This window comes from Anaeromicropila populeti (assembly GCF_900112775.1).
Taxonomy (GTDB): domain Bacteria; phylum Bacillota; class Clostridia; order Lachnospirales; family Lachnospiraceae; genus Anaeromicropila_A; species Anaeromicropila_A populeti.
In genome coordinates this window covers 177,819-200,375 of the sequence record NZ_FOYZ01000004.1, presented here as the reverse complement: position 1 = coordinate 200,375, position 22,557 = coordinate 177,819, and the positions used below count along the sequence as shown (strand labels likewise).

14 protein-coding genes are annotated in these 22,557 nt (G+C 33.9%); 1 reads left to right on the top strand and 13 read right to left on the bottom strand.

The annotated features are described in order from the left end of the window. Positions 1 to 66: 66 nt before the first annotated feature. The 3 genes from BM305_RS06515 to BM305_RS06505 all read right to left on the bottom strand — a co-directional run bounded on the left by BM305_RS06515 (position 67) and on the right by BM305_RS06505 (position 3,024). Positions 67 to 1,479 carry a sigma 54-interacting transcriptional regulator gene (locus BM305_RS06515; protein WP_092559892.1) on the bottom strand — a complete coding sequence of 471 codons (1,413 nt, stop codon included), beginning with the start codon at positions 1,477 to 1,479 and terminating at the stop codon, positions 67 to 69. A gap of 160 nt (positions 1,480 to 1,639) precedes the next feature. Next, positions 1,640 to 2,194, bottom strand: a complete 555-nt coding sequence (locus BM305_RS06510) for a CDP-alcohol phosphatidyltransferase family protein (protein WP_092559891.1) — start codon at positions 2,192 to 2,194, stop codon at positions 1,640 to 1,642. Beyond that, positions 2,191 to 3,024 (bottom strand): undecaprenyl-diphosphate phosphatase, encoded by an 834-nt coding sequence (locus BM305_RS06505; protein ID WP_092559890.1) that lies wholly within the window; start codon positions 3,022 to 3,024, stop codon positions 2,191 to 2,193. The genes BM305_RS06510 and BM305_RS06505 overlap by 4 nt, the downstream gene beginning before the upstream one ends. 281 nt (positions 3,025 to 3,305) lie before the next feature. Here BM305_RS06505 and BM305_RS18935 point away from each other — a divergent pair, with 281 nt between their 5' ends. After that, on the top strand, positions 3,306 to 3,887 hold the full coding sequence (locus BM305_RS18935) for a DUF6431 domain-containing protein (protein ID WP_177214585.1): 582 nt from the start codon (positions 3,306 to 3,308) through the stop codon (positions 3,885 to 3,887). A gap of 103 nt (positions 3,888 to 3,990) precedes the next feature. Here BM305_RS18935 and BM305_RS06495 read toward each other — a convergent pair whose 3' ends face one another. The 10 genes from BM305_RS06495 to BM305_RS06450 are packed head-to-tail and all read right to left on the bottom strand — an operon-like array spanning position 3,991 to position 22,542. Further along, positions 3,991 to 4,491, bottom strand: a complete 501-nt coding sequence (locus tag BM305_RS06495; RefSeq protein WP_242940477.1) for a YbhB/YbcL family Raf kinase inhibitor-like protein — start codon at positions 4,489 to 4,491, stop codon at positions 3,991 to 3,993. A gap of 24 nt (positions 4,492 to 4,515) precedes the next feature. Further along, positions 4,516 to 5,778 (bottom strand): beta-ketoacyl synthase N-terminal-like domain-containing protein, encoded by a 1,263-nt coding sequence (locus BM305_RS06490; protein ID WP_092559888.1) that lies wholly within the window; start codon positions 5,776 to 5,778, stop codon positions 4,516 to 4,518. After that, a complete protein-coding gene (locus tag BM305_RS06485) occupies positions 5,778 to 6,023 on the bottom strand; it encodes a phosphopantetheine-binding protein (RefSeq protein WP_092559887.1) in 246 nt (81 codons plus the stop codon). Before BM305_RS06485 ends, BM305_RS06490 begins: the two co-directional genes overlap by 1 nt. A 9-nt stretch (positions 6,024 to 6,032) precedes the next feature. Next, positions 6,033 to 6,602 (bottom strand): hypothetical protein, encoded by a 570-nt coding sequence (locus BM305_RS06480; protein ID WP_092559886.1) that lies wholly within the window; start codon positions 6,600 to 6,602, stop codon positions 6,033 to 6,035. 60 nt (positions 6,603 to 6,662) lie between these two features. Further along, complete coding sequence (locus BM305_RS06475; protein ID WP_092559885.1) at positions 6,663 to 7,973, bottom strand: glycoside hydrolase family 1 protein; 1,311 nt, start codon at positions 7,971 to 7,973, stop codon at positions 6,663 to 6,665. A 14-nt stretch (positions 7,974 to 7,987) separates the two neighbouring features. After that, a complete protein-coding gene (locus BM305_RS06470; RefSeq protein ID WP_177214584.1) occupies positions 7,988 to 9,811 on the bottom strand; it encodes a polyketide synthase in 1,824 nt (607 codons plus the stop codon). A gap of 52 nt (positions 9,812 to 9,863) precedes the next feature. After that, positions 9,864 to 10,613 carry an enoyl-CoA hydratase/isomerase gene (locus BM305_RS06465; RefSeq protein ID WP_092559883.1) on the bottom strand — a complete coding sequence of 250 codons (750 nt, stop codon included), beginning with the start codon at positions 10,611 to 10,613 and terminating at the stop codon, positions 9,864 to 9,866. Beyond that, positions 10,613 to 11,872: a hydroxymethylglutaryl-CoA synthase family protein gene (locus BM305_RS06460; protein ID WP_092559882.1), complete on the bottom strand. Its 1,260-nt coding sequence runs from the start codon at positions 11,870 to 11,872 to the stop codon at positions 10,613 to 10,615. Before BM305_RS06460 ends, BM305_RS06465 begins: the two co-directional genes overlap by 1 nt. A gap of 50 nt (positions 11,873 to 11,922) precedes the next feature. After that, complete coding sequence (locus tag BM305_RS06455) at positions 11,923 to 18,042, bottom strand: beta-ketoacyl synthase N-terminal-like domain-containing protein (RefSeq protein WP_092559881.1); 6,120 nt, start codon at positions 18,040 to 18,042, stop codon at positions 11,923 to 11,925. 27 nt (positions 18,043 to 18,069) lie between these two features. Next, entirely contained in the window at positions 18,070 to 22,542 is a 4,473-nt protein-coding gene (locus BM305_RS06450) for a type I polyketide synthase (protein ID WP_177214583.1), read from the bottom strand. Positions 22,543 to 22,557 lie beyond the last annotated feature (15 nt).

The window sequence follows — 22,557 nt, the reverse complement described above, 5'->3', positions numbered from 1 at the left end:
GCAATTATATCATTTTTACATCAAAAAAGCAATCCTACAAAACATTGTAAAATTGCTTTTCTATACTTATATTTTTTTATCTGTTCTCATAAGCCCCATCTTAACATACCGCTGTCGTTTTCTGACAAACGTGGAATTATCCATGCCAAGCCACTCTGCTGCTTCTCTGGTATTATGAAATTTTTCATACGCATAAGTCATATACTCTGCTTCCAGCTCAGCTACCGACTGTTTTAAATTTACCTTTTCTGGAAACTCCCGTACACGACGATTGTAATATTCCACATTTCCTTTTATAAAAATATCGTCCTTTCCAATCGCTTCCCCTTCACTAATAATTGCCGACTGCTGCACCAGATTCCCTAGTTCTGTTACATTTCCAGGCCAATGGTAATCTAACATTTCCATGTAGCTTTCCTTGTCAAATCGCTTTATTTCTCCCGTTTTCCGATTATATCTGCCTAAAAAATAATTAGCAAGGGGAATGATATCTTCTTTTCTCTCACGCAAAGGCGGTACAGTTAAGGGAAAAAGTGAAAACTTATCTATCAGCTTAGGACTGACTTCCTTACTGGCTCGCAGTTCTTCTATAGAATACAGGCTTGCTGCAATAATGCAAATATTCCAACGGCGGAATATTCCTTCCTCGCTTCGAATATTTCCATCCTCCAGAAGTGCCAGAAAAAGCCCCTGTACTTCTTTAGGCATATGCCCAAGCTCTTCAATAAAAAGAATACCGCCTTCTGCATTTTCTAATATGCCCATATGGCTTTCCTTTGTTTTCACGTCCACATATCCGATCAATTCCTTTTGCAGATTTTCTTCTTGCAAAACAGAGAAATCCAGCCTTACAAAAGGAAATTCTGCTCTTTTAGAATGCTTATGTATATATTGAGCCAGCTTTTCCTTTCCTGCCCCGGTCTCCCCAGATATTAAAATAGGAATCTCTAGAGCTGCTGCTCTTTCTGCCAGCCGAAGCAGACTAATGGTTGCCGAATTAACAGCTACCATTTCCACATCTCCTTCCAGCTCCCTTCTGATTTTCTCTATCTCATTCAAATAGTTTCTATTTTGTTCTTCTTTTCTTTTCAATTCTTTACGAATCGCATAGATTTCCGTTATTTCCCGTACTATGGTGACAACCATACTGATTTTTTTCTTTTTCTCATGGGTATCATATATGGGCGTACTGGTAATAACCGCTCTCTTTCCCGTCCGAAAACTTTGCTCAACTGTAATTTCTTCTCCCGAATCTAATACTGCCAGCGTACCACTTCGTGAAACCACTCCCTGGGCAACCAGTTCCTTCATATTCCTTCCCATCATTTCTGACTTTCTCAATCCACTAATTGCTTCATAGCTGTCATTGAGATAAATGGTATTAGCATCTCCATCTGTAATATAAATTCCATCATGAAACTTATCCAGTACCACTTCCATATATTCATGTATATTTAATAAAGAGTTATTTTTTTCCATTCCGCTTTCCTTCTTTTTAATGATAGCCCTTGTCTTCCTGTCAATTTTATTCAGTCAACATAGATTTTACTATATGAAAGAGAAGTTGTACAGTATCTTTCATGTAATCTGTCCAAATGCCAGGACATTGTTCTATGATTGAGCCTGAGTGCAGAATCACTTACTTTCTTACTAAAATACTCTTTCTATTTCTATCAACGGCCTTAGACGTTGCGTGGATCAGCACTTCCTCCATTGCAGCCATACTTGCTGCTGTGCACACAACCCAGATTCCTTTCTCTAGCCGGGTTAGCTGATACAAAACAGGATAAAGGAACAATAATATTCCTGTAATTTTGTTTGCGTAAGTATGGAGAAATACCAGTTCACGAAAGCGAAAATACCCTATGATCACTGATATAATGCGAATTCCCGCTATCCCAGCTATCCAGATATAAATTACAAATGAGATTTCTATTCTGTTCATTACAAAAATCAATGTCACTCCAACAAATACAATGTCAGCTATACTATCCAGCATGGAACCAAGTTTACTTTCTGTATTTGTTTTTCGGGCAATATATCCATCCATAATATCACTAATGCCGCATAAACAATATATAATAATGAATGCTGCTGAATTATGAAATACAAATAACAAGAAAACAGACAAAAGGATTCTTACCATTGAAATCACGTTTGCTGTTCCTATTATGCTTCTTTTACTATGAGTCATGCCATCGCAAAATACAGCAGCACAATCACGCCTAAAATAATACGATACCAGCCAAATGCCTTAAAATCATGTTTCTTAATAAAGGTCATTAAAAATTTAATAACAAATACAGATACCATAAATGCAACGACCATTCCAATTACTAAAATAAGCAGCTCTGCACCTGTAAAAGCCAGGCCAAATTTCAATATTTTTATTGCGCTCAAACCAAACATTACGGGTACAGCTAGAAAGAAGGTAAATTCTGCTGCCGCCACGCGGGAAACTCCTATCAGTAACGCACCTATAATTGTAGCACCTGAACGAGAAGTCCCTGGGATAATAGAAAGCACCTGAAATAAACCTATTATAAACGCCGTCTTATAAGTAATATCCGATAATCTTCTTACAGACGGAACTCGCTTTTTATTCCAGTTTTCAATAAATATGAAGGCTGCCCCATAAAAAATCAATGCAGCAGCAATTACAACAGGTGTGTGTAAATGCGCTTCAATATAGTCGTCAAATAAAAGAGTCACAGCTGCACCAGGTATACAGGCAAAAGCCACCTTAAACCAAAGTGAAAAAGTTTCTTTTTTAATGACAGACTGGCTTTTATCCTTCCACTGAAAAGGAAACATTTTATCCCAAAACATAAGAACTACCGCTATGATTGCACCTAACTGGATTACAACAAAAAACATTTCTTTAAAATCATCGGTTGCATTGAGCTGTAAAAGCTGGTCTACAATCAACATATGCCCTGTACTGCTGATAGGCAGCCACTCCGTAATACCCTCCACAATACCTAGAAAAACAACTTTTAAAATTTCTATCAAACTTAACTCCATTATTTCATATTCTCCTCTCTCTTCACTAAAACATTAAATAATATTTAGAATAGCCTGCATCCAGACTTATTTCTTCTGCCGTATGTTCCTCATTATATTCTATCAAAAAATGTATCGTCTAGTACATGATTTTTCATTATTCTTACTGTGTCATCTGACTTTTCATTTTTTTAAAGTAACTCATCTATAATTTGTGGTTTACACACTTCTATTTCTTTGTTACTCTATAGGTGTTACTTTATAAACTGAAACAATAGAATGGTTACTTGTCTTTCACTATTATGATAATCGATTTTTCTACAGATAGCAAACAGTATAAAAAAAATATTTTAGATTTTAGGGGTATCTGGAACTGTCAGTGCCCTACTTGTGGTACCAGTCATTCCCTTCGCAGACATGGAACCTATAAAAGAAATGTAGTTACTGTACAAAATGGATGTATTTACGAGGAAAAGCGAACTCTTTTGCGTTTAAAATGTATTTCCTGTGGACATACCCACGCCATTCTTCCAGTAGATATTATTCCTTTTCGGATTTACACTGCATCCGCTGTTATGGCACTGTGTACTTCCATTTATGTATTTAAAAAGCCTGTTCTTACTGTTTCTAACGAAACAAGTGTTTCCTTCCCCCTGCTCTATCTGTTTCTGCGCCTGTTCCATTCCTTTCTTCCCCGTATCCTGTTGTCCTGTCATAACTTCTTGCGCCCATCCTATAAATCTTCTGCTATTGAATTGCTGCAAATGCTGTACTGCACCTATTCCTTTTCAGATTTTTTAATCTGCTATCTTGAGACTTATAAAATGCCTATTTTTTATACACATCGCTCAGGAATTTACTGTATGATTTCTATTAGATTTTGACAATAAAATATTTGAAAATTTGAATATCCAATGATTAAGAGAGCAGCGCTAATTGTCTGCTCTCTTATAGAATAGGATTGTATATCCAATGAACACTATGTTACTATTTACCCCTTTTAAAAAGGGGTTTTCTAACTCCAAATAACCCTGTTATTTCCCCATGCTGTAAAATATGCGTATTCATTTGAAGCATTAAATCTCTTTTTTTTGATTGCGGTGGCAGATCAATTTTACAGTCAAGTACAAATACCTCAAACCGATATCGATGAGTACCAAAGGGTGGATTAGGACCTTTATATCTATTTTTTCCCCATCCTTTTCCTTGAACTGCTCCTTTCATATTTTCTGGATATGGGCCATGTGCAATATTTTCTGGAATTACTTTCTGAATAGGAATGTTCCATAACAGCCAGTGATTAAATTCACCTATTTTTGGTACATCCAAGTCATCCATTATAACTGCAATTGACACTGCCCCACCTGAGACATCAGATAATATTAAATCTGGTGATATATTTTCACCTTTTCCAGTATATTTTACGGGCATTGATTGATTATTTTTAAATGCCAGGCTTTCAATTTTAATTTTTTCAATATTACTCATATACATTCTCCTACAAACTTAAATTTACACAACATTTTTTAAAACTAAACACGTATTGATACCGCCAAAACCAAATGAGTTATTTATTCCATATTTTACACTAATATGCTCTAAAGTATTTCTTACAAATGGTATATCATTATCAATTGGCTTATGTAAGTTCAGGTTACTATGTAAAAAATCACCTTTCATTTGTAGAATCGTCGCTATTGCTTCTGTAATACCAGCAGAATTCAAGCAATGTCCAGTAAAACTTTTTGTTGAATTCACATGAATATTGGATAAGTCATCTTGAAAAATATTTTTTATTACTTTCGCTTCCACATCATCTCCCTTCGGGGACGATGATCCATGTGCATTAACATAAGTAATGTCCTTTGGCATTAATCCTGCTTCCTTAATAGCCTTTTTTATTGCAAGATATTCTCCATCTTCACTTGGTGCCGATAATCTGTTTGAGTCCAGAACCATGGAACCCCCTATAATTTCTACAAGGGGGTGTACCTTTCTACGCTTAACAGAGTCTTCTGATTCAAGTATAAGAACTCCAATCCCTTGACCATAAATAAAACCTTCATGGTCCTCATCAAAAGGTCTGCATGCTTCCTTAGGCAGATTTCTATACTTTCTTCCACCTAATGCTCCTAAGTTATAAAATGCCTGCACTTCAAGTGGTGATAAATGATTAATTGGTGAAGCAACCATGCATATATCATTAATGCCAAACTTGATCTGTTGATACCCTTTGATTATTGCCACATTACTTGTAGCCGATGCACCACCCACACTAAAACTTTCACCTTTAATCCCAAATACTTCGCTAAGTGTTCCAACACAATCTGTATCCATATAATGCAGCGCATATGTCGGATTAATATACTCCAATTGTTCCCTGTATTTTTGAAACATTTCATAATGATACATTTGTGAAATGTTTTGTCCACCAACTATCAGACCCACATTGCCCATATCTATATCGCTATTATTTAATTGTGCATAATTCCATGCTTCTATTGCTGGAATTACAGCGGTCTGAACTACATATGGTGAACGTTTAATACTCTTTAGCGTATTCTTATAAAAGAATTCATCTTGATTACAGCTTTCACGTAGACTGTCCTCAAGACTGAATTTTTCTATCATGCCAATTGGAAGACTAACTTTCATATCATGTAAATACTCTACACTTTTTATTCCACAAATATTAGTCTTCAGTGAGTTTTCAAATTGTTTTACGTTATGCGCAATTGAATTAAATACACCCATTCCTGAGACAAATACTTTCATTACTGCACAACCTTTTCATAAAATTTGTTTACCAGGTCCTCAATATTTTTAACACTGCCCAATTCCTCTGCTGGTATTCGAACGTTTAAATCCTCAGAAGTTATAGTTACAATCTCAACTCGATCAATTGAATTACCTCCTAACTCTTTTATGCTCTTATGAATTAGAATATCTTCCTCTGGTACTTCATCTAGAATTAATATAATATTGCTCTTTAAAATTTGATAAATTTCTTCTTTACTCATAATATTTTCCTAACCTTTCAACAATTTTTTTAATATTAATATAAACTTTACTATAAATGGTGAAAGAAATGCCAATGCCATAGCTATCCATTTAATAGATGTAATAACGCTTGTGAAATTTAAAAGATTTGGCGATACTGTTGCATAATGTCTAAGTGCAAATGATAGTAAGGCATCTTCTGTTAAATCCAGCACAGCTCTTATGTAACATATATACATTAATTTTTCAAATTTCTTATCCATTCTGAGCAGAAATATTAAAAGTTTAACAAATCTACTCTGAACAACTGCAAAACCTAATGCAAAAAACAAATCAAGTGATAAAATTCTGAGATAGACGCTCCGCCCTGGGCTGCCTATATCCTGAATCATTTGTAGTGCAAAGCTTCCGCTATAATGACGTTTCATATCAAGCATACCAAATCCATTATTGTATATTTTTAACTCCTTATTTCCATAGGGTGATCGCATTATTAAATAGTATGCTGCTGCTGTTACCACAATAGCAATCACTAAAACAATAACTTCTATTATTCTATGCTTTTTTAAAACACTTTCACTTCTTTCTTTTTTATTCATAATATAACTGCCTCCTTATTTATAATATCAACTCCCCCATAAATATAACACGTTATCATTTTATATTTTGCTGCCAAAATATTTCTCCAGCATTTCTTTTGTAACTCCTTTGTTTCTACAAGCATCACCATAAAAATATCCACTTGGCTTTATTATCCGCTCCTGCGTCTCATAATTAATTTCAATTAGACCTAGTTTTCCCTTTTCACCTTCCATAGTTTCAAACAAATCCGTAAGAGACCAAACGTAAAATCCTTTAACAGGAACACCTTCCTTAATAAGCCTTTCTGTATATTTTAAATTTTCACAGATTATCTGTCCTCTTTTATGATCAACTGTTTCTTTTAATCCATTCTGCATAATATAGATTGGAGCCTTGTACTTATCAAATAACTCTTTGGAAATTTCAAAAATTCCTGCCGGATATGGTTCCATTGCGCCAGTATATTTTTCACCGTTGCTGTTTTGGAACTCAAAAAACAGGTTTTTTATATTAAACTTAAATTTAACAAAGCTTCTTGTCCAATGATTAACACCTATAAAGTCGTAATATTTTCCTCTTCCAAGTGGATAGTTTCCATTTCCAATAAAAAAGGTGAATTTTCCTGTTGTAAGTGCCTCTGTAATCATTCCCTGCGCAAAGGAACTTGCCAGCTTTGTTGCCCACCGGTTTAATACATTATTTTTTATAGGAGTATATTTTCTAAAATGAAGTGCAAAACCAACATTGGTATTACCCTTAAAATTTTTCTCTTTTCGTATTTTATGTATTTTTTTATAACTTTCAATATGTGCTTTTACTATATTTTTCATTGATTTAAGCATGACTTTTAAGTTGCAGTCCCCTGGTGGAAACCATCCCCATAAGTAGGCAGATATTAAATAGATATTTGCGTCATTAAAAGTAATCCAGTCCTGAATCAAATCCCCAAAATTCTCTATTACTACTTGTACAAATTCTAAAAATATTATATCTGCACTGTCTGCTGCCCAGCCCCCCATATCATCAAACCATTGTGGATTTGAAAAGTGATGCAGCGTAATAATTGGCGTAATTCCATTTTCCAAAAGCATGCTTATTTCGTTTCTATAATGCTTAATAGCTTCCTTATCAATCTTTTTTCTTTCTAAAAAAATTCTGCTCCATTCAATACTCATATTGCAGGAGTTCATACCCATCTTCTTCATGAGGGAAATATCTTCAGGATACTTATTCCAATGATCTGTTCCTCTCAAAACACTAGAGCCATCTCTAACTTTTCCTTCTTCAGACCATTTATACCAATTTGTATTTTTATTTCCCCCCTCACAAAGGACTGATGCGCATGCAGTCCCCATTAACAAGTCTTGGGGTAAGTGAATCTCTTCCATTTTTCTTCCTCCTTTTAAACCATGTATAAATTGGAAATGCTCCTTTGTAACTCTTTGATGGCATTAGACTCAAATAACATAGTGATATGGCTGGTTGCATTCACATCAAATAAATTAAAGTTAACAATATTACTTTTCCATTCATCCCAGTATATAGACTCTTTTGTAATATATTGCTTGTCTTCCATACTAAAATACTGGCTAAAAGCACCAAATAAAGAAAGGCTCTTATTTCTGTAGTAGTTACAACAAACTTGGTCAGGATATTTAAGTTCCTTTATTTCATACGTCTGTATTAAATTCATTAATGTTCTGTCAAGGCTTAACTCAAATAATTCAAGCAATTCATCTTCCGTCTTTACTTGTGATAATCCTTTGTCTTTTTTGCCAAGCATTATTAAATGTCTAAGCAATTTCTCATCGTGTAAATCTAATGCTACATCGTTACTATTTATCAGAACAGGAAAAAGGTCATCTTGTTCTTTTCTAGTTCTATACATCAAAGACATATTAACTGCCTGCAACATTCTTGTTTCCTCTGAATAAACTAAATGCTTATAACCTCTTGAATCAAATGTGTCTATCATTATAAGGGTATTTACTTTTTTCCCCTTCTCCTGTAACTGTCTTGTTATCTCATAAGCTATCATTCCACCTGCTGCATAACCACCAATATCAAATTCTTCCTCTGTCTGAACAGACTCCATAACTTTTATGTAATAAGAAGCCAATTCCTCCAGCCTGGCAAAGTTAAAATAGCTTCCAAGTCGATTTTGAGATTGAATTCCATAAACAGGTCTTTTACATACTTGGGCAATAGATTGATAGCCCTCCAGTCCCCCTTCATTGTGAATCAAAAAAAGTTTTTTTCCTTTTTCTATTTTATTGAGTTTAATTAATTCCTTATATTCCTGCTTTCTTGGATTACTCTCTTTTAATTCCTGTACCATGTGAAATGCATCCGATATTTTCTTCATAGTCGCTGGGTTTTTTAGAAAAGTTTTCTCTTGCATTTCCCACTCTTTCATTAAAAACGGTTCCAATTCTTTCTTAAGCTCTGCTGTCATATGTTCTTTTAATAAATACAAAGACTGTAAATTCATATTCTCAAACTGCTTGGCAAATTCTATTGCGTAGGGAACAACATCCTTTTTCGGCAAAATATTTACTGATGTGCCTCGTTCTTTTAGTTCATACCCTCTGTACCTTCTACCAGTATATACCATTTCTTGTCCTAAGTAAAATCCTAATTTTTTAGGAAGAATATAAGTTGCTCCATCTCCTGGAGTAAACCCATATTGCATGTGGTTGCAAGTATACATACTTTCTCCACTCATTACGATAAAATCACAAAAAAGCCCCATGCATAAACCACTGCCAATCGCATGTCCCTGCATTGCAGCAATTACTGGTATCCTGCAATCTAATATATATTCATTTAATTTGGAATCCGACATTTTGTATTTTCCCTCAAAGATTGCCTTCATCCCCTGCTCGCTGCCTCCACATGCAAAGTAATTATCATAACCTGTTAAAATAATAATTTTGTACTTTTCATTTTTATTAATATCCTCAAATATCTTTTTTATTTCCTGCAAAAACTGAATTGAAAACGTATTTTTGTCTTTGCGGTATTCCATTTTAACCATTAATATCTGCGGAGTAATCTCTAACACATGAATTGTATTGAACTCATCTCCTTTATTAACTATATTATTTTCTTCAACTGCATTATTTAGATTTTTTTCTTTATATAGTAATTGGGTCAACTGTCTTTTTGCTTCATCGGAAGAAATTGTACCTTCTCTTAACTGCAAAAGAATTTCCTTTTTATTCATATATTTTTGTGCCCTCCTGGTATATAACAACATGTTTTCAACCTGTTAATAATTAACTCCATGGTAATTTCCCATTATCTAAATACTTTACAATATTGTCTAATGTTATCGGATTAGAAAACATATTCCGATTTGCTTCAATGGCATATTCCTTATTCTCAGACAAAATGCTTCTATATTTTGTCATATATGCTTTGTATTCACAAATACTTGACTTTGCAAGGTATTTCAGTCTTAGCAGATAAATCCCCAGTACAGATTTTGAATTTTCAGATACCTCATCTACAAGTCCCCACTCATATGCTTTTTCAGCACTAACTGCCCGTGTCAATAATGTCATATAATTTGCATGTTGAAAACCAACTCGAACAATTAAAAATGGCATAACACAAGCTGGATAAATTCCAAACAGCATTTCAGAAAGACTAAATTTTGCAGATTTATTTGCTAGTACAATATCACATGCCGCAACAAAGCCAATGCCTCCTGCATTAGCCTTGCCACAAACATGAGCTATTGTTATATAAGGACCTGTAGCCAATTTATACCACAATGTATATAATAAATCTTGATAATTTTTTGCATAGTTATTTTCAACCTGCTCTTTAATTTCATTAAAATCTGCTCCAAAACAAAATACTTCTTGAGTACCTTCTATTACAATAATGGTTACCTTTTCTTCGCACTTCTGTAGTACATTCAAAAATTCTTTTACAAGTTTTTCACAAATCGTATTATTTCCATTCATATGTATAAAGCAGACTTTATCTTTAAATATAACATTTAAAGATTCATATTCCATTATAACCACCTGTATTTTCTATAATATTCTTTTATTTCATCTAGCACCAACAGCTTCTTGTCTGGCTTGTTTGCAATAACTCCTGGTATAAGTTCTATGTCTGGTTTTGTATTGCGCGTACCAAACTTAACAGAATTTCCTTTTGCAAATACTCTTTCATACTCATCCATAGACAAACAATATCGACTATCTAGGTGCTCCTTAACTTTCATTTTACGGATATTATTCTGACCTTCTTTTGTTACTATTCCACTAAAAAATTCTGAGCAGCATCCAGAACCATAGGAATAGCATCCAATTCTTTTGTTTACATCAAAATCCCCGTTTTCGATTGTACTAATCAAAGATAAGTAAACTGTCCCACCCATAATGTTAGCTACCCGCTGACAATATGTCATTCCTGGAGCAACTCTTTTTTCAAAATCCTCCTCAATTTCCTTTGTTTTTAATTTATAAAGTTTACGCATCATGGTCCTATGCGCTCCTTTTGCCATTCCACCGAATGGTGTATGAATCGCCAGATACTGAAAAGTATCTTTAAAATTAACGTCTGCAACTCGTCGGCAATACTCAGCAAAGGCTTCTTCAAAGCACTCTAAAAATGACATAAGAGAAACATCTGAATTTAGTGCCTCACTGTCTGGTGTGGGACGACATGTATCAAAAACCTCATGTCCATAATAACCGTTTGCTCCAATATCAATCTGAAATATATTAGGTTTTTCACTAATTAGTATAGCAACGGCTCCTGCTCCAACACTTGGTTCAGCATAAATCCACTCAGATGTTAGGACATCTCCCCCTTCTTCCATAGCAAACCTTGAGATGTCTGACGAAATGACCAATGCTTTTGCCCCAGGCGAAGTCTGTGACAAAATAAAGTTTATTGCCATCTGCACTCCAGCTGTTCCAGCATAACATGCATTTTTCATTTCAAACATTCTGCAATTTCTGCTTAACCCCAGATAGTCATGTATATATGTACTAATAGATTTGCTGAAATCTATTCCCGACTCTGAACAGGTTATCAATAATTCTATACGATCCTTTTCCTCTTGTGAAAGGGAATCTATAATTGGTTTTGCTGCATTTACCCCGAACGTAACAGGGTCTTCAAATGGCATAGCAACTGATTTTTCTTTCATCAATAAATTATCAAACCTTTTTAAATCAAGTTTTCTATAATCTGATAGTTCTTTTACATTTAAATATGCCATTCCACCAAAAAAGTTGATGGCTTCAATACCTGCTTTTTGCATATACATTCTCCTATTCTTGTTCCTTACTTTTCTGTTGTACACCAGACGCCTTATATTTTATCTAATTGTTCCAATCCATCATCAATACTTAGAGTCCCGCTTATAACATTGCCTATAATATCATCAATATTTTCTAATGTGTATTCTTCTGAATTTATACTTACCTCATGAATTATATTATCTGCCAGTATATTAATAGAAGGATAACTATAAATATCAGAAACCTTTACATTTGTGTTGTATTCTTTATTAATCCAATTAATCCACTCCACTCCAATAATTGAATCAAGTCCCATATCTATAAAATTGTCATCTATGTCCATGCCATCTGGACTAATCACTAGAATTTCACAAAGCATAGATTTTAGCTTATTTACAAGTTGATTTTTTTCAATTTTCATTCGTTCTTTGTCATCTTGCTGTATTTTTCCATCTTGCTCTATTTTTTCGTCTTGCTCTACCTTCTCAGTTTCTTCTATTGGCAAAATAACTTCATCTGATAGACTTGCTTTCTCCATAATATGCTTTGCTAAACCATGAATTGATGAATACTTATAAATTGCTGAAGCATCAATATCACTGCCAAATTCTTTATTAACCATACCAACCCACTCAACTGCAATAATTGAATCAAGACCCATATCAATAAATTTCTCATCAACATCAACTTGTACAGGAGTTATTACTAAAACATCTGCCAAAATAGAAACCAGCTTATCCATATACTGCTGCTCAATATTTTCTATATTTCCTGTCACACTTATAGTTTCATTTATAAATTCCTTTTCTTTTACTACAACCTCCTCTTCCTTATACTGTTTTGCAGATTCTTCTTTAGAAGAGAGTTGTATAATATTACTATACTTTGAAACTGACCCTTTATCTAAAACACTTGTTATAGTAATATCATTTGTATCAATAAGCTTTGTTTTACGCGGTTTACTGACAATTTCATTATTACTCTGTACAATTACCTCAGCATCCGAATTATTTATCAGTTTATAAGAATTTTTTTCAAAACTATAAATTGGAAGATGTATTTTTCTGACATTAATTCCTTCAAATAAATCTCTGGCAGATAAACCATATCCCTGACAATATAGTTCTCCCAATACATATAATAATTCCTCATTCTCCTTGTTCTTTTGTGAATATACCTTTTTCGTTATATCATCTATGTAATTTTGTATCATCTTTTGCCTTTTATGATTTAATGAAACTATATTGCTGAAGGCCTCTTCACATTCCTCATACTTTAATAATTTCATGATGGTCTGTACCGCATGCTCTGTATTCTTGACAATAACAGCACGACGATATTGAAAATACTTTCTTCCATCTATCATTGTGTACGAAATATCTGCCAGACTATATGATTTGTCCTCCAGAACACACAACATATTTTCCATTTGTTTCAGTAGACTTTCTTGTGTCTTTGCCGAAAAGACAATTATGTAATGGGAAAGCAAATCGTCACTTTTCTTTGATTCATACTGCTCATAATCAGCAATAATAGTATGTACATTTGTTCCACCCAGTCCAAAAGAATTGATGCAGCCCAACCTATGCCTACTACTGATTTTCCATGGTTGGTTTTGAGTATTAAAATATAATTTGGTATTGTCCAAATCAGAATATGTACTTTCCTTAATGTAATTTACATTGGCTGGTATTATTTCTGAATTTAACGCCTTTACAACGTTTACCAAGCTTAATAATCCTGATGCTGCAAATGTATGTCCAAAACTTTCTTTACCACCTGCTGTCACACAAGTTTTAATATTATTTTCTGTATAAAAGACTTCAGACATAGCTTTTAATTCCTGTCGGTCTCTTGCTGGGATTCCTGTTCCATCCGTTATTAAATATCCAATATCACTAATATTAATATTCTTTTGTTTATATAAGTCCTTTAATAAATCCGCCTGCATTTCTGCATCTGGCAAAGCCCCCTCGGCACCTTTGCCGTCATAGTTCATACTGCAGCCTTTTATAATTGCATAAATAGAATCCTTGTCTTTTACAGCATTGTCCACTTTTTTTAATACTACAACTACAATTGCTTCTCCTGGAACGATTCCATCTGCATTTTTATCATAAATTAAATACTTTTTATTGGATGAAATCATTCTATTTTTTGTAAGCAATTCAACTGTTTTTGTTGAATTGAACAGATTGATTCCTGCTACAATTGCAGTAGAACATTGGCCATGCTCTAAACTCAAACATGCCTGATACAGTGCCGCCATACCTGAAGAACTGTCTGTATTAACGGTAATGTTGGGTCCTTTTAATTGTAGATAATAGGAAATTTTAGATGCTAAGACAGCTGAGTTATTATATAAATATCTATGGTCTAATTTATCCTGTGTCTGAAAATCTGCATCTTCGGTTCCTACAAATACTCCAATGCGACTGTTTTCCAATTGCCTTTCACCATATCCTGCATCCTCTAATGCTTTCCACGTCTCTTCCAGCAATAGCATCTGTCGTGGGTCCATACTTCTAGCTTCATCACTTGATAACCCAAAAAATACCGAATCAAATTGGTTAAAGTGTTCTCCAAAAGATTTTGGAACGGCATCTTTTCCATTTAAAATTAGGTTCCACATTTCATCAATGCTTTCCGCATTAGGAAATTTACCGCTCATGCCAATAATTGCAATGTTATTTTCATTCTCTTTACTTGGAAGCTGTTTTTTCTTGCTTTCTTGTAAAGCAACATAATAATCTGATCTGCTATCAACCCAAAAGCATTCTCTGTGAAATGGATACGTTGGTAATCCAACTCTTTTTCCTTCCTCCTTGCTGAATAGCAATTCAAAATTTAATGCATATCCCTGAATGTATAAATCAGCAATCTCTTTTAACAACTCATAATAAATACTTTCTTGGGTTATAGTATTGCACTGACTTAACAAATCATTTCCTCTGTTCTTCTGTAAAACGTCCTCTATAAATTTTTTATCGTTAAATAAACCTACAAATGCATTTTTTGTATCTACCTTGCTTAACCAATTTTGTAATACCTGCACAAGCTCTTTTGTATCTTTCACTATACATGCAAACCGATGACTAAAGTGCTTTCTTCCTAGAAGAAGTGTATAGCTGATGTCCTGACATAACAGGGTACTATTTTTTTGACAGGCATCGTACAAGTTACTAATCTGCGTATGTAATTGTTCGCTAGTTTGAGCAGACAATACAATTAAATACCCAGGTCTATTAATTACAGTTCTTTCTGTGTAAGGCAACTCTTCTATGACAACATGTGCATTGGTACCACTAAAACCAAATGAGCTTATAGCCGCACACCGCTTCCTTCCTTCTTCCACTTCCCAATTTCTTGAACTTGAAGTGATGTAAAATGGACTATTTTCCAACTTCATATTAGTATTGCAAACATCATAGTGAATCTCTGGCGTTATTTTTTTATGCATCATAGACAACACTACTTTAATTATACTTGCAACACCTGCCGCCGCCGCAGTATGTCCAATATTTGCTTTGATAGAGCCTAATGCACAGTATTTTTCCTTATTTGTATATTTACGAAATGCTTTTACCAAAGCATTAAATTCAATTGGATCTCCTAATTTTGTTCCTGTTCCATGTGCCTCTACCAGTTGAATATCTTCTGGATTAATATTAAATTTTTCATAGACAGATGTTTCCAGCTCCTCCTGTGCAATTCCACTCGGAGCAGTTATACCATTAGTGGCTCCATCCTGATTAATATTACTTCCCTTTATCACTGCATATATGAAGTCTCCATCCTTCTGTGCCTTTTCTAATTTTTTTAATATAAGCACTCCTGCGCCTTCACCAGGAACAAAACCATTTGCCTTTTCGTCAAATGTATAGCAGTGACCTGTCTTTGACAGCATTCCTGCTTTCTCTGACAATGTATAGAACCCTGGTGTAGATTGCAGGAAAACTCCCCCTGCTAATGCCATATCTAAATCCTCTTGAAGTAAACTTTGACATGCAAGATGAATTGCAACTAATGAACTGGAACAAGCTGTATCTATAGCAATTGCTGGTCCGTGCAAATTCAAATAGTATGATATTCGTGCTGGCAACACCGAACTTTGATTACCCCAATATGACTGTGCTGGGGGATCCTCCTCAATTAAAGACTGATAATCCCCTGCAACTGTTCCAATATACACACCACATTTTTTCCCATGTATAGAATCTCCTACATACCCGGCATTTTCAAGTGCATTCCAGCATTCTTCCAAAAACACTCTCTGCTGCGGATCCATATAAGTAGCCTCTAACTTTGAAATGTTAAAAAATGCCGCATCAAATTCATCCATATTATTTATAAAACTTCCTTTATTACAAAATTCTGTTTTATCTTTGTAGTAATCAGACAAATTCCATCTTGTCACATCTTCCACCAAATCATCACCAGCATTAAGATGTTTCCATAGTTCATCAATATTATTTGATTTTGCAAACCTCCCACTCATTCCAATAACAGCAATATCTGGAGTTTCATTTGTTTCTAACTCCGATTCCATGCTGACATTTATAGGTTGGGCATTAAGAGCAGATTCCTGCGTTTTATCCAGATTTCTTATTAGCATTTTGCTTTTTAATAAATTCGGTGATTCTTCTTGCTTTACCTCTTCCACTTTTTGAGAAGTTAATTGACTTACTTCCTGATGCAGGTTCTTGGAAATTATTTTGCTATATTGAGAAACAATATAATCTCTTAACTCATTTACACTTGAATAATTAAACACATCTGTTGTATCCAATTCTATCTGGAGAAATTCATTTAAATCTTGAATCAAATGCACACCACTAATAGAATCTATTCCGTAATTTGAGAATGCATCATTATATTCTATTGCATCTGGATTTACTTGCAGTGTTTCTGCTAATTTTTCAACAATCGCATTGGTAATATACTCATTAATGTTCTGCGTGTTATCCGATGACTCTGTTTTTAAATTATTCTCTTTCACCATTTGCTGCTCTGGTTTATGGTTTTCTGTTTTTGGCATTACCTGAACCTCCTGTGTTTTTTCAGAATAGACCTTCTGTACTTCTATAATAGAATCTAAACCATTCACTTCTTGCACTTCAGTATACTGATTTTGAGGACTGGCAGTAACTCGAACAATTCCATCACTGACTGCTGCTGCCACAATATTTTGCAGCAACATTTCATTTTGAATAATTGTAATTTCCTGAAAAAATCCTTCTTGCTGCAATAACTCTGTAATGACTTCCCCATTCAATTTCCCCATTGATTTTTTATCTAATAAGCCTTGTAACATATGATATAAAATAGAGTAAGAGTTGACCGCACTTATAACAATAATACCATTTTTTCGAAGCAGTACTTTCAACTTACGTATAATACCTGTAAAATCCTCTTCATGCAAAAACGCTTTTTGTATTAATAAAATATCATAATAGTTATGGTTATATTCAGTTTCTAACGTTTTTTCCATATTTGTTGCTTCTTTTATTGCACAAAAATAACCACCATTTTCTTCCAATACATTAATACAATCTATTCCCAGATACGCCATTTTTATTTCACATAATTTGTCCGCTTCTATACGCTTATTGAGATACTCCTTAACTACACTTAGTGCAGCATTATCTCCTGCTGGCATATCCAGTGCCATGGAGATGTAATTTTTTTGGTTATCATAGCTTATTATATCTGAAATTTTTTCTTGCCCTCGTAATATAAAAGGAAGTTTCACAAGCAATTTTTCTAATGATTCCACTAATTGTTTTATACCTTGTTGTTCATCCCATTTCTTTTTTCTGGTTTCCCACTCTGCAAATACATTCTCTATTCTTACTTCATTTGTATAGGAGATTACGCTATTTTCGTAAGATAACACCCCAAACCTGCTTAGTAATTCAGCTGCCTCTTCCACCCATCCTTTTTCAGCGTCATCAATACCAGCCCTTTTCTGGAATGCTTCTATAGTCATGCCCTCTTCAAGCCCCATTGAAAGCATCTGAGCAAATAAATATCTGAGAACTTCTTGGCTTATTTCTTCTATTACAAGTGATTTCATTTTTTTCATACCATTATTTAAAACAATCTCATCCTCATTAATAGTTATTAATTCAATACCATCTGGATAACATTCCAATTTTTCATCTAAATCATAGTACTGTAATTCAATCATTTTTTCACCCCGTATCCTCTGAAAAAGTTAACGTTCTTTGTTACTTCTATTTGTTTTCAGTACTGCCAACTGATTAAATGGCATAGACAAAAGCCTTTCAACGGCATCTGTTCCATCTTCTTCTGTAAGTGAAGTCATGCCCACTTGAAGCATCCGCTTACGATACTCTTCGGAGGCAACCATTCCAATATAGCCCCAATAGCTCCAGTTAACAATTTTCACATTGCATAACCATTCATTTCCTAATTGTATTGCATAATTATCTTTGAATACACATCCAGAAGCATAATTACTTTGTCCAGGTGCCCTAATTAATGATTGATAGGATGAATAGAATAACACAAAATCTAATTTTTCTGTTTTAAAAACTTGTGCCATTCTAACACTAACGTTAACTTTTGAAGCTAACCCTATTTTAAAAGATTCTTCATCCATATTATAAAGACTTTTATCTCTTAAAACAGCAGCAGAATGTACAATCCCATTAATCTGATTATACTTTTGCTTAATTTGCTTATAAGCAGCCTCCATATCCTCTCGACTAGTTGCATCTCCACTTATGTACATTGGTTCATAACCATATTGGCTTATTTCATTTATTTTATTCTGAATCTGTTCATCTTTTTTTCTTCTTCCAATCCATATAATATGTGCATGATATTTCTTTGAAAGATATTTACTTAAAACCTCTCCAAGTCCACCAGCACCTCCAATAATTACATATATTCCTTCCTTTTTAAAACTATTTTCAGGAGAACTAGTTACATCAATGGGAAGTATTTTTTGCACATACCACCTTTTATTTCGATATACATGTGTATTCCAGTCGAGGGGAACTTTCATAAATACATCATCTAATTGTAACTTGTCTTTTTGTTCTATATCAACTAATTTTACTTTCCAAGTTGGCATTTCTTTTTGCATGGATCCAACAAAGCCATGTATACTTGCATTTATTGGATTAAAATCTTCTCCCTTACAAATACCAATTGCCCTAATTGTTATAACCGTAAATTTCAGTTTCTTATTACCATATTTAAGTGCAAGAAGAACTTTAACAAATCGAAAGAGTTTGATTACTCCTCCTTCTTGCGCCTTAATAATATTTTCATCTTCTACAGATGTTATGTCAGGAGCATTAGCCAGCCAGATTATATGATTTATATTACCCAATGCACTTAGTTTTTCACTTATTGTTTTAATATCATCTTTTTGCTCTATTACTAACTGCTCTATACCTGCATACTTACTCTTTATTTCATTAATGTCCTCATTTACACCTGTCACAATTATGGTTTTTTCCTGCCTGTTATAATAATCTGTTTCTTCCGTTTTAAGAATTTCACAGTCCCATTTGGGAATTGAATATATTAATTGTTCTTCTTCCATGGATTTATCTAACTTGCTGTCACTTTCTCTCAGTTGTAGTTCTTTTAAGCAAAAGCCCTGTAAAACAGCGCATACCTTACCCGATTTATTACAAAGAGTAATATTTGCCTTTCGAATATGGCTATTTTTTACAACTTCTTCTGCCCATTCATAATATGCATACTCGAAATGGTTACAGGAATCGTATATTGTAATTTTTTCTAGCTGATACGGTAAAAATGGTGACACTTCATCCTCCCCAGTATAATCTAAAGCAATCATTGCCATACTTCCTTGAAATGCTGCATCCATTAGTGTTGGATGTAATATATACCTGCTCCTTGTATCCTTTATCTCTTCTGGTAAAGAAAGTGAAATTAGCAGTGCATGACTGCCTACCTTAATATAATCAATACCCCTATGAGCTGGTCCATACTGAATACCTGCCCTTTCATATTGCTCATAATAATCCTTTTTTTCAATCCGTTCCTTATTGCATATGCTGTTAAGCTCATCTATGTCAATATATCTATCCTGTGTGCCCGATAATACTTCTACTTTTCCCCTACAATATATGTCCTTTTCCTTCTTACTTGTATAATCATAAACTATAAATTCGTATTTCCCTTTATCATCTGGACTTAACCCAATACTCACTTCTACATCATTATCATTTACAGTTATAGGTTTTAGCCAGTATAAATTCTCTATAGTAATCATTTTATCAGCTTCTGATAAATTTATAGGTTCTTCTAGTGATGCTAGCAAAGATACAACTGCCATTTCTATATAAGCAACACCAGGAAGTATTTTATTGTTGTTTACCACATGATCTGCTAAAAAAGCTTCTTTTCCTGTAAACACACTGGTAAATTTTTGTTCAAAAAAGCTAGAAGCATTTTTATGAATTAAAGGATGCATTTTTTCTGTGATCTGCGCTATACTATTTTGTTTTTCTATTGCTGTTTTTACCCAATAACGGTTTTTTGCAAATGGATATGTTGGAAGTGAAACTTTCCAATATCCATCCTCTTTAAATAACTTATCATAATCCATTTCAAAACCGTTTACAAACAATTCAGCAATCAAGTTTAGCTCATCCAAATATTGTTCTTCATCCAAACAATCCGCTAAATTCTCAATGCATTTCTTTGCATAATTAATAATAGTTGGCTGTATATGTGTTTCATTCTTTTGAACAACATTTGTATATACCCTAATTGCTGTCTTACTGTCATGCCAATTTTGTAATACCTCAATTAACATATCTTTACTTGAAACAACACAAGCAAGTCTATGATTAAAATGTTTCCTTGCCGTTAATAGAGTAAAACTCATATTACCCAAATCTAATTCTGAATGCTTCTTACAATAGTTAAGTAAATTTTCTGCCTGCTTAAGTAATTGATCTTGATTTCTTGCAGATAATGCAATTATATAACCAGCTTTTTCGCTGTGATGTACTGTTATCTCTGGCGCTTCCTCCAAAACCATGTGGGCATTTGTTCCACTAAATCCAAAACCATTGATCGCGGCACATCGTGTTTCTCCCTTACTTATATTCCATTTTTTTAACGTAGTATTTATATAAAAAGGACTGTTCTCAAAATCAATATGTGTATTCCCTTTTCTATAATGAATTGTCGGTGGTATTTCTTTATGTTTCATAGACAATAAAATTTTTAAAACTCCAGCAATACCTGCAGATGTAATACTATGACCTATGTTGGTTTTTACAGACCCCATTGCACAATAATTTTTTTTATCTGTAAATGCTGAAAAAGACTCTGAAAGCGCTTCATATTCAATAGGATCTCCCAATTTCGTTCCCGTTCCATGAGCTTCAAACATCTGAATTTTTTCAGGATTAATATTATATTTTTCATAAATACTCTTTTGTAATCGAACTTGAGAATTTAAGCTTGGTGCAGTAATGCCGTTTGTTGCACCATCTTGATTGATTCCAGATGCTTTAATAATTCCATAAATGTGATCTCTATCTCTAACAGCATCAGATAATCGTTTCAATACAATAGCGCCTGAACCCTCACCCAAAGCAATTCCATCAGCATTATCATCAAAGGTCTGACACCTGCCATAGTGAGAAAGCATGTGAGCACGTTCACAATACTTATGGAAGAAAGCTGTACTTTGAACGAATACTCCACCTGCAACTGCCATGTCAGTTTCATGTTCTCTTAAATCTTTTGCAGCCAAATGAATGGCTACCAGGGAACTTGAACAAGCTGTATCTACTGCAACAGCTGGCCCTTTCATATCAAGAAAATAAGCAATTCTTGCTGGTACTATAGAATCTGTGATACCCCAAAATGATTGTGCTGGTACATCTTCACTAAATAAATTATGGTAATCACCCACACCACTGCCACAATATACTCCGCAGTTACTTCCCTTTACCATATCACCTGCATATCCTGCATCCTCTAACGCATTCCATGCTTCTTGCAAAAATATTCGCTGGTTTGGATTCATGTAGGTTGCTTCTTGACCTGAAATATTAAAAAACAGAGGATCAAACTTATCAAAATCTTCCAAGTAACTACCATACTTGCAGTATTCTGTTCCTTCTGGAAACTCCTTTGACAAATCCCATCTAGTTGTTCTTTCAACTAAATCTTTTCCTTCTCTAATATTTTCCCAATACTGTTCATAGTTATCGGAATGTGCAAATTTTGCGCTAATTCCTACTATTGCAATCTTCTCTTTTTTGTGTTTATTTCTTATAGAAAAATTAATTTTTTGTCCTAACTTTTCTTTTGCGTCCTTAGTATTTAATATATTATGTGTACTTTCATCTACTTTTTCTTGATTTACAACATGCTGCTGATTCTTTTCTTGCTTTTCAACATTTATTAATTTCTCAATTTGCTGTCCATATTTTGATTTAATAAAGTGTGACAAACTGCTTACAGAACTATAATCAAAAAAGTCTACTGTACGAAGTGATATGTGAAACTGTTCATTTAATTGTTCAATAAAACTTACCGCTATAATAGAATCTACTCCATAGTCAGAAAATACTTCATCTTTATAAATATACTTTGCATCTAGTTTTAAAACTATAGATAATAGTTCTACTACTTTTTCAGAAATATATTCTAGCAATTCCATCTCGTTTCCTCCCAT

Bases quoted from the DNA above. Each gene is read 5' to 3' on its own strand.
- BM305_RS06515 (WP_092559892.1), bottom strand. From the start codon at position 1,479: ATGGAAAAAAATAACTCTTTATTAAATATACATGAATATATGGAAGTG.
- BM305_RS06510 (WP_092559891.1), bottom strand. From the start codon at position 2,194: ATGACTCATAGTAAAAGAAGCATAATAGGAACAGCAAACGTGATTTCA.
- BM305_RS06505 (WP_092559890.1), bottom strand. From the start codon at position 3,024: ATGGAGTTAAGTTTGATAGAAATTTTAAAAGTTGTTTTTCTAGGTATT.
- BM305_RS18935 (WP_177214585.1), top strand. From the start codon at position 3,306: ATGATAATCGATTTTTCTACAGATAGCAAACAGTATAAAAAAAATATT.
- BM305_RS06495 (WP_242940477.1), bottom strand. From the start codon at position 4,491: ATGAGTAATATTGAAAAAATTAAAATTGAAAGCCTGGCATTTAAAAAT.
- BM305_RS06490 (WP_092559888.1), bottom strand. From the start codon at position 5,778: ATGAAAGTATTTGTCTCAGGAATGGGTGTATTTAATTCAATTGCGCAT.
- BM305_RS06485 (WP_092559887.1), bottom strand. From the start codon at position 6,023: ATGAGTAAAGAAGAAATTTATCAAATTTTAAAGAGCAATATTATATTA.
- BM305_RS06480 (WP_092559886.1), bottom strand. From the start codon at position 6,602: ATGAATAAAAAAGAAAGAAGTGAAAGTGTTTTAAAAAAGCATAGAATA.
- BM305_RS06475 (WP_092559885.1), bottom strand. From the start codon at position 7,973: ATGGAAGAGATTCACTTACCCCAAGACTTGTTAATGGGGACTGCATGC.
- BM305_RS06470 (WP_177214584.1), bottom strand. From the start codon at position 9,811: ATGAATAAAAAGGAAATTCTTTTGCAGTTAAGAGAAGGTACAATTTCT.
- BM305_RS06465 (WP_092559883.1), bottom strand. From the start codon at position 10,613: ATGGAATATGAATCTTTAAATGTTATATTTAAAGATAAAGTCTGCTTT.
- BM305_RS06460 (WP_092559882.1), bottom strand. From the start codon at position 11,872: ATGCAAAAAGCAGGTATTGAAGCCATCAACTTTTTTGGTGGAATGGCA.
- BM305_RS06455 (WP_092559881.1), bottom strand. From the start codon at position 18,042: ATGATTGAATTACAGTACTATGATTTAGATGAAAAATTGGAATGTTAT.
- BM305_RS06450 (WP_177214583.1), bottom strand. From the start codon at position 22,542: ATGGAATTGCTAGAATATATTTCTGAAAAAGTAGTAGAACTATTATCT.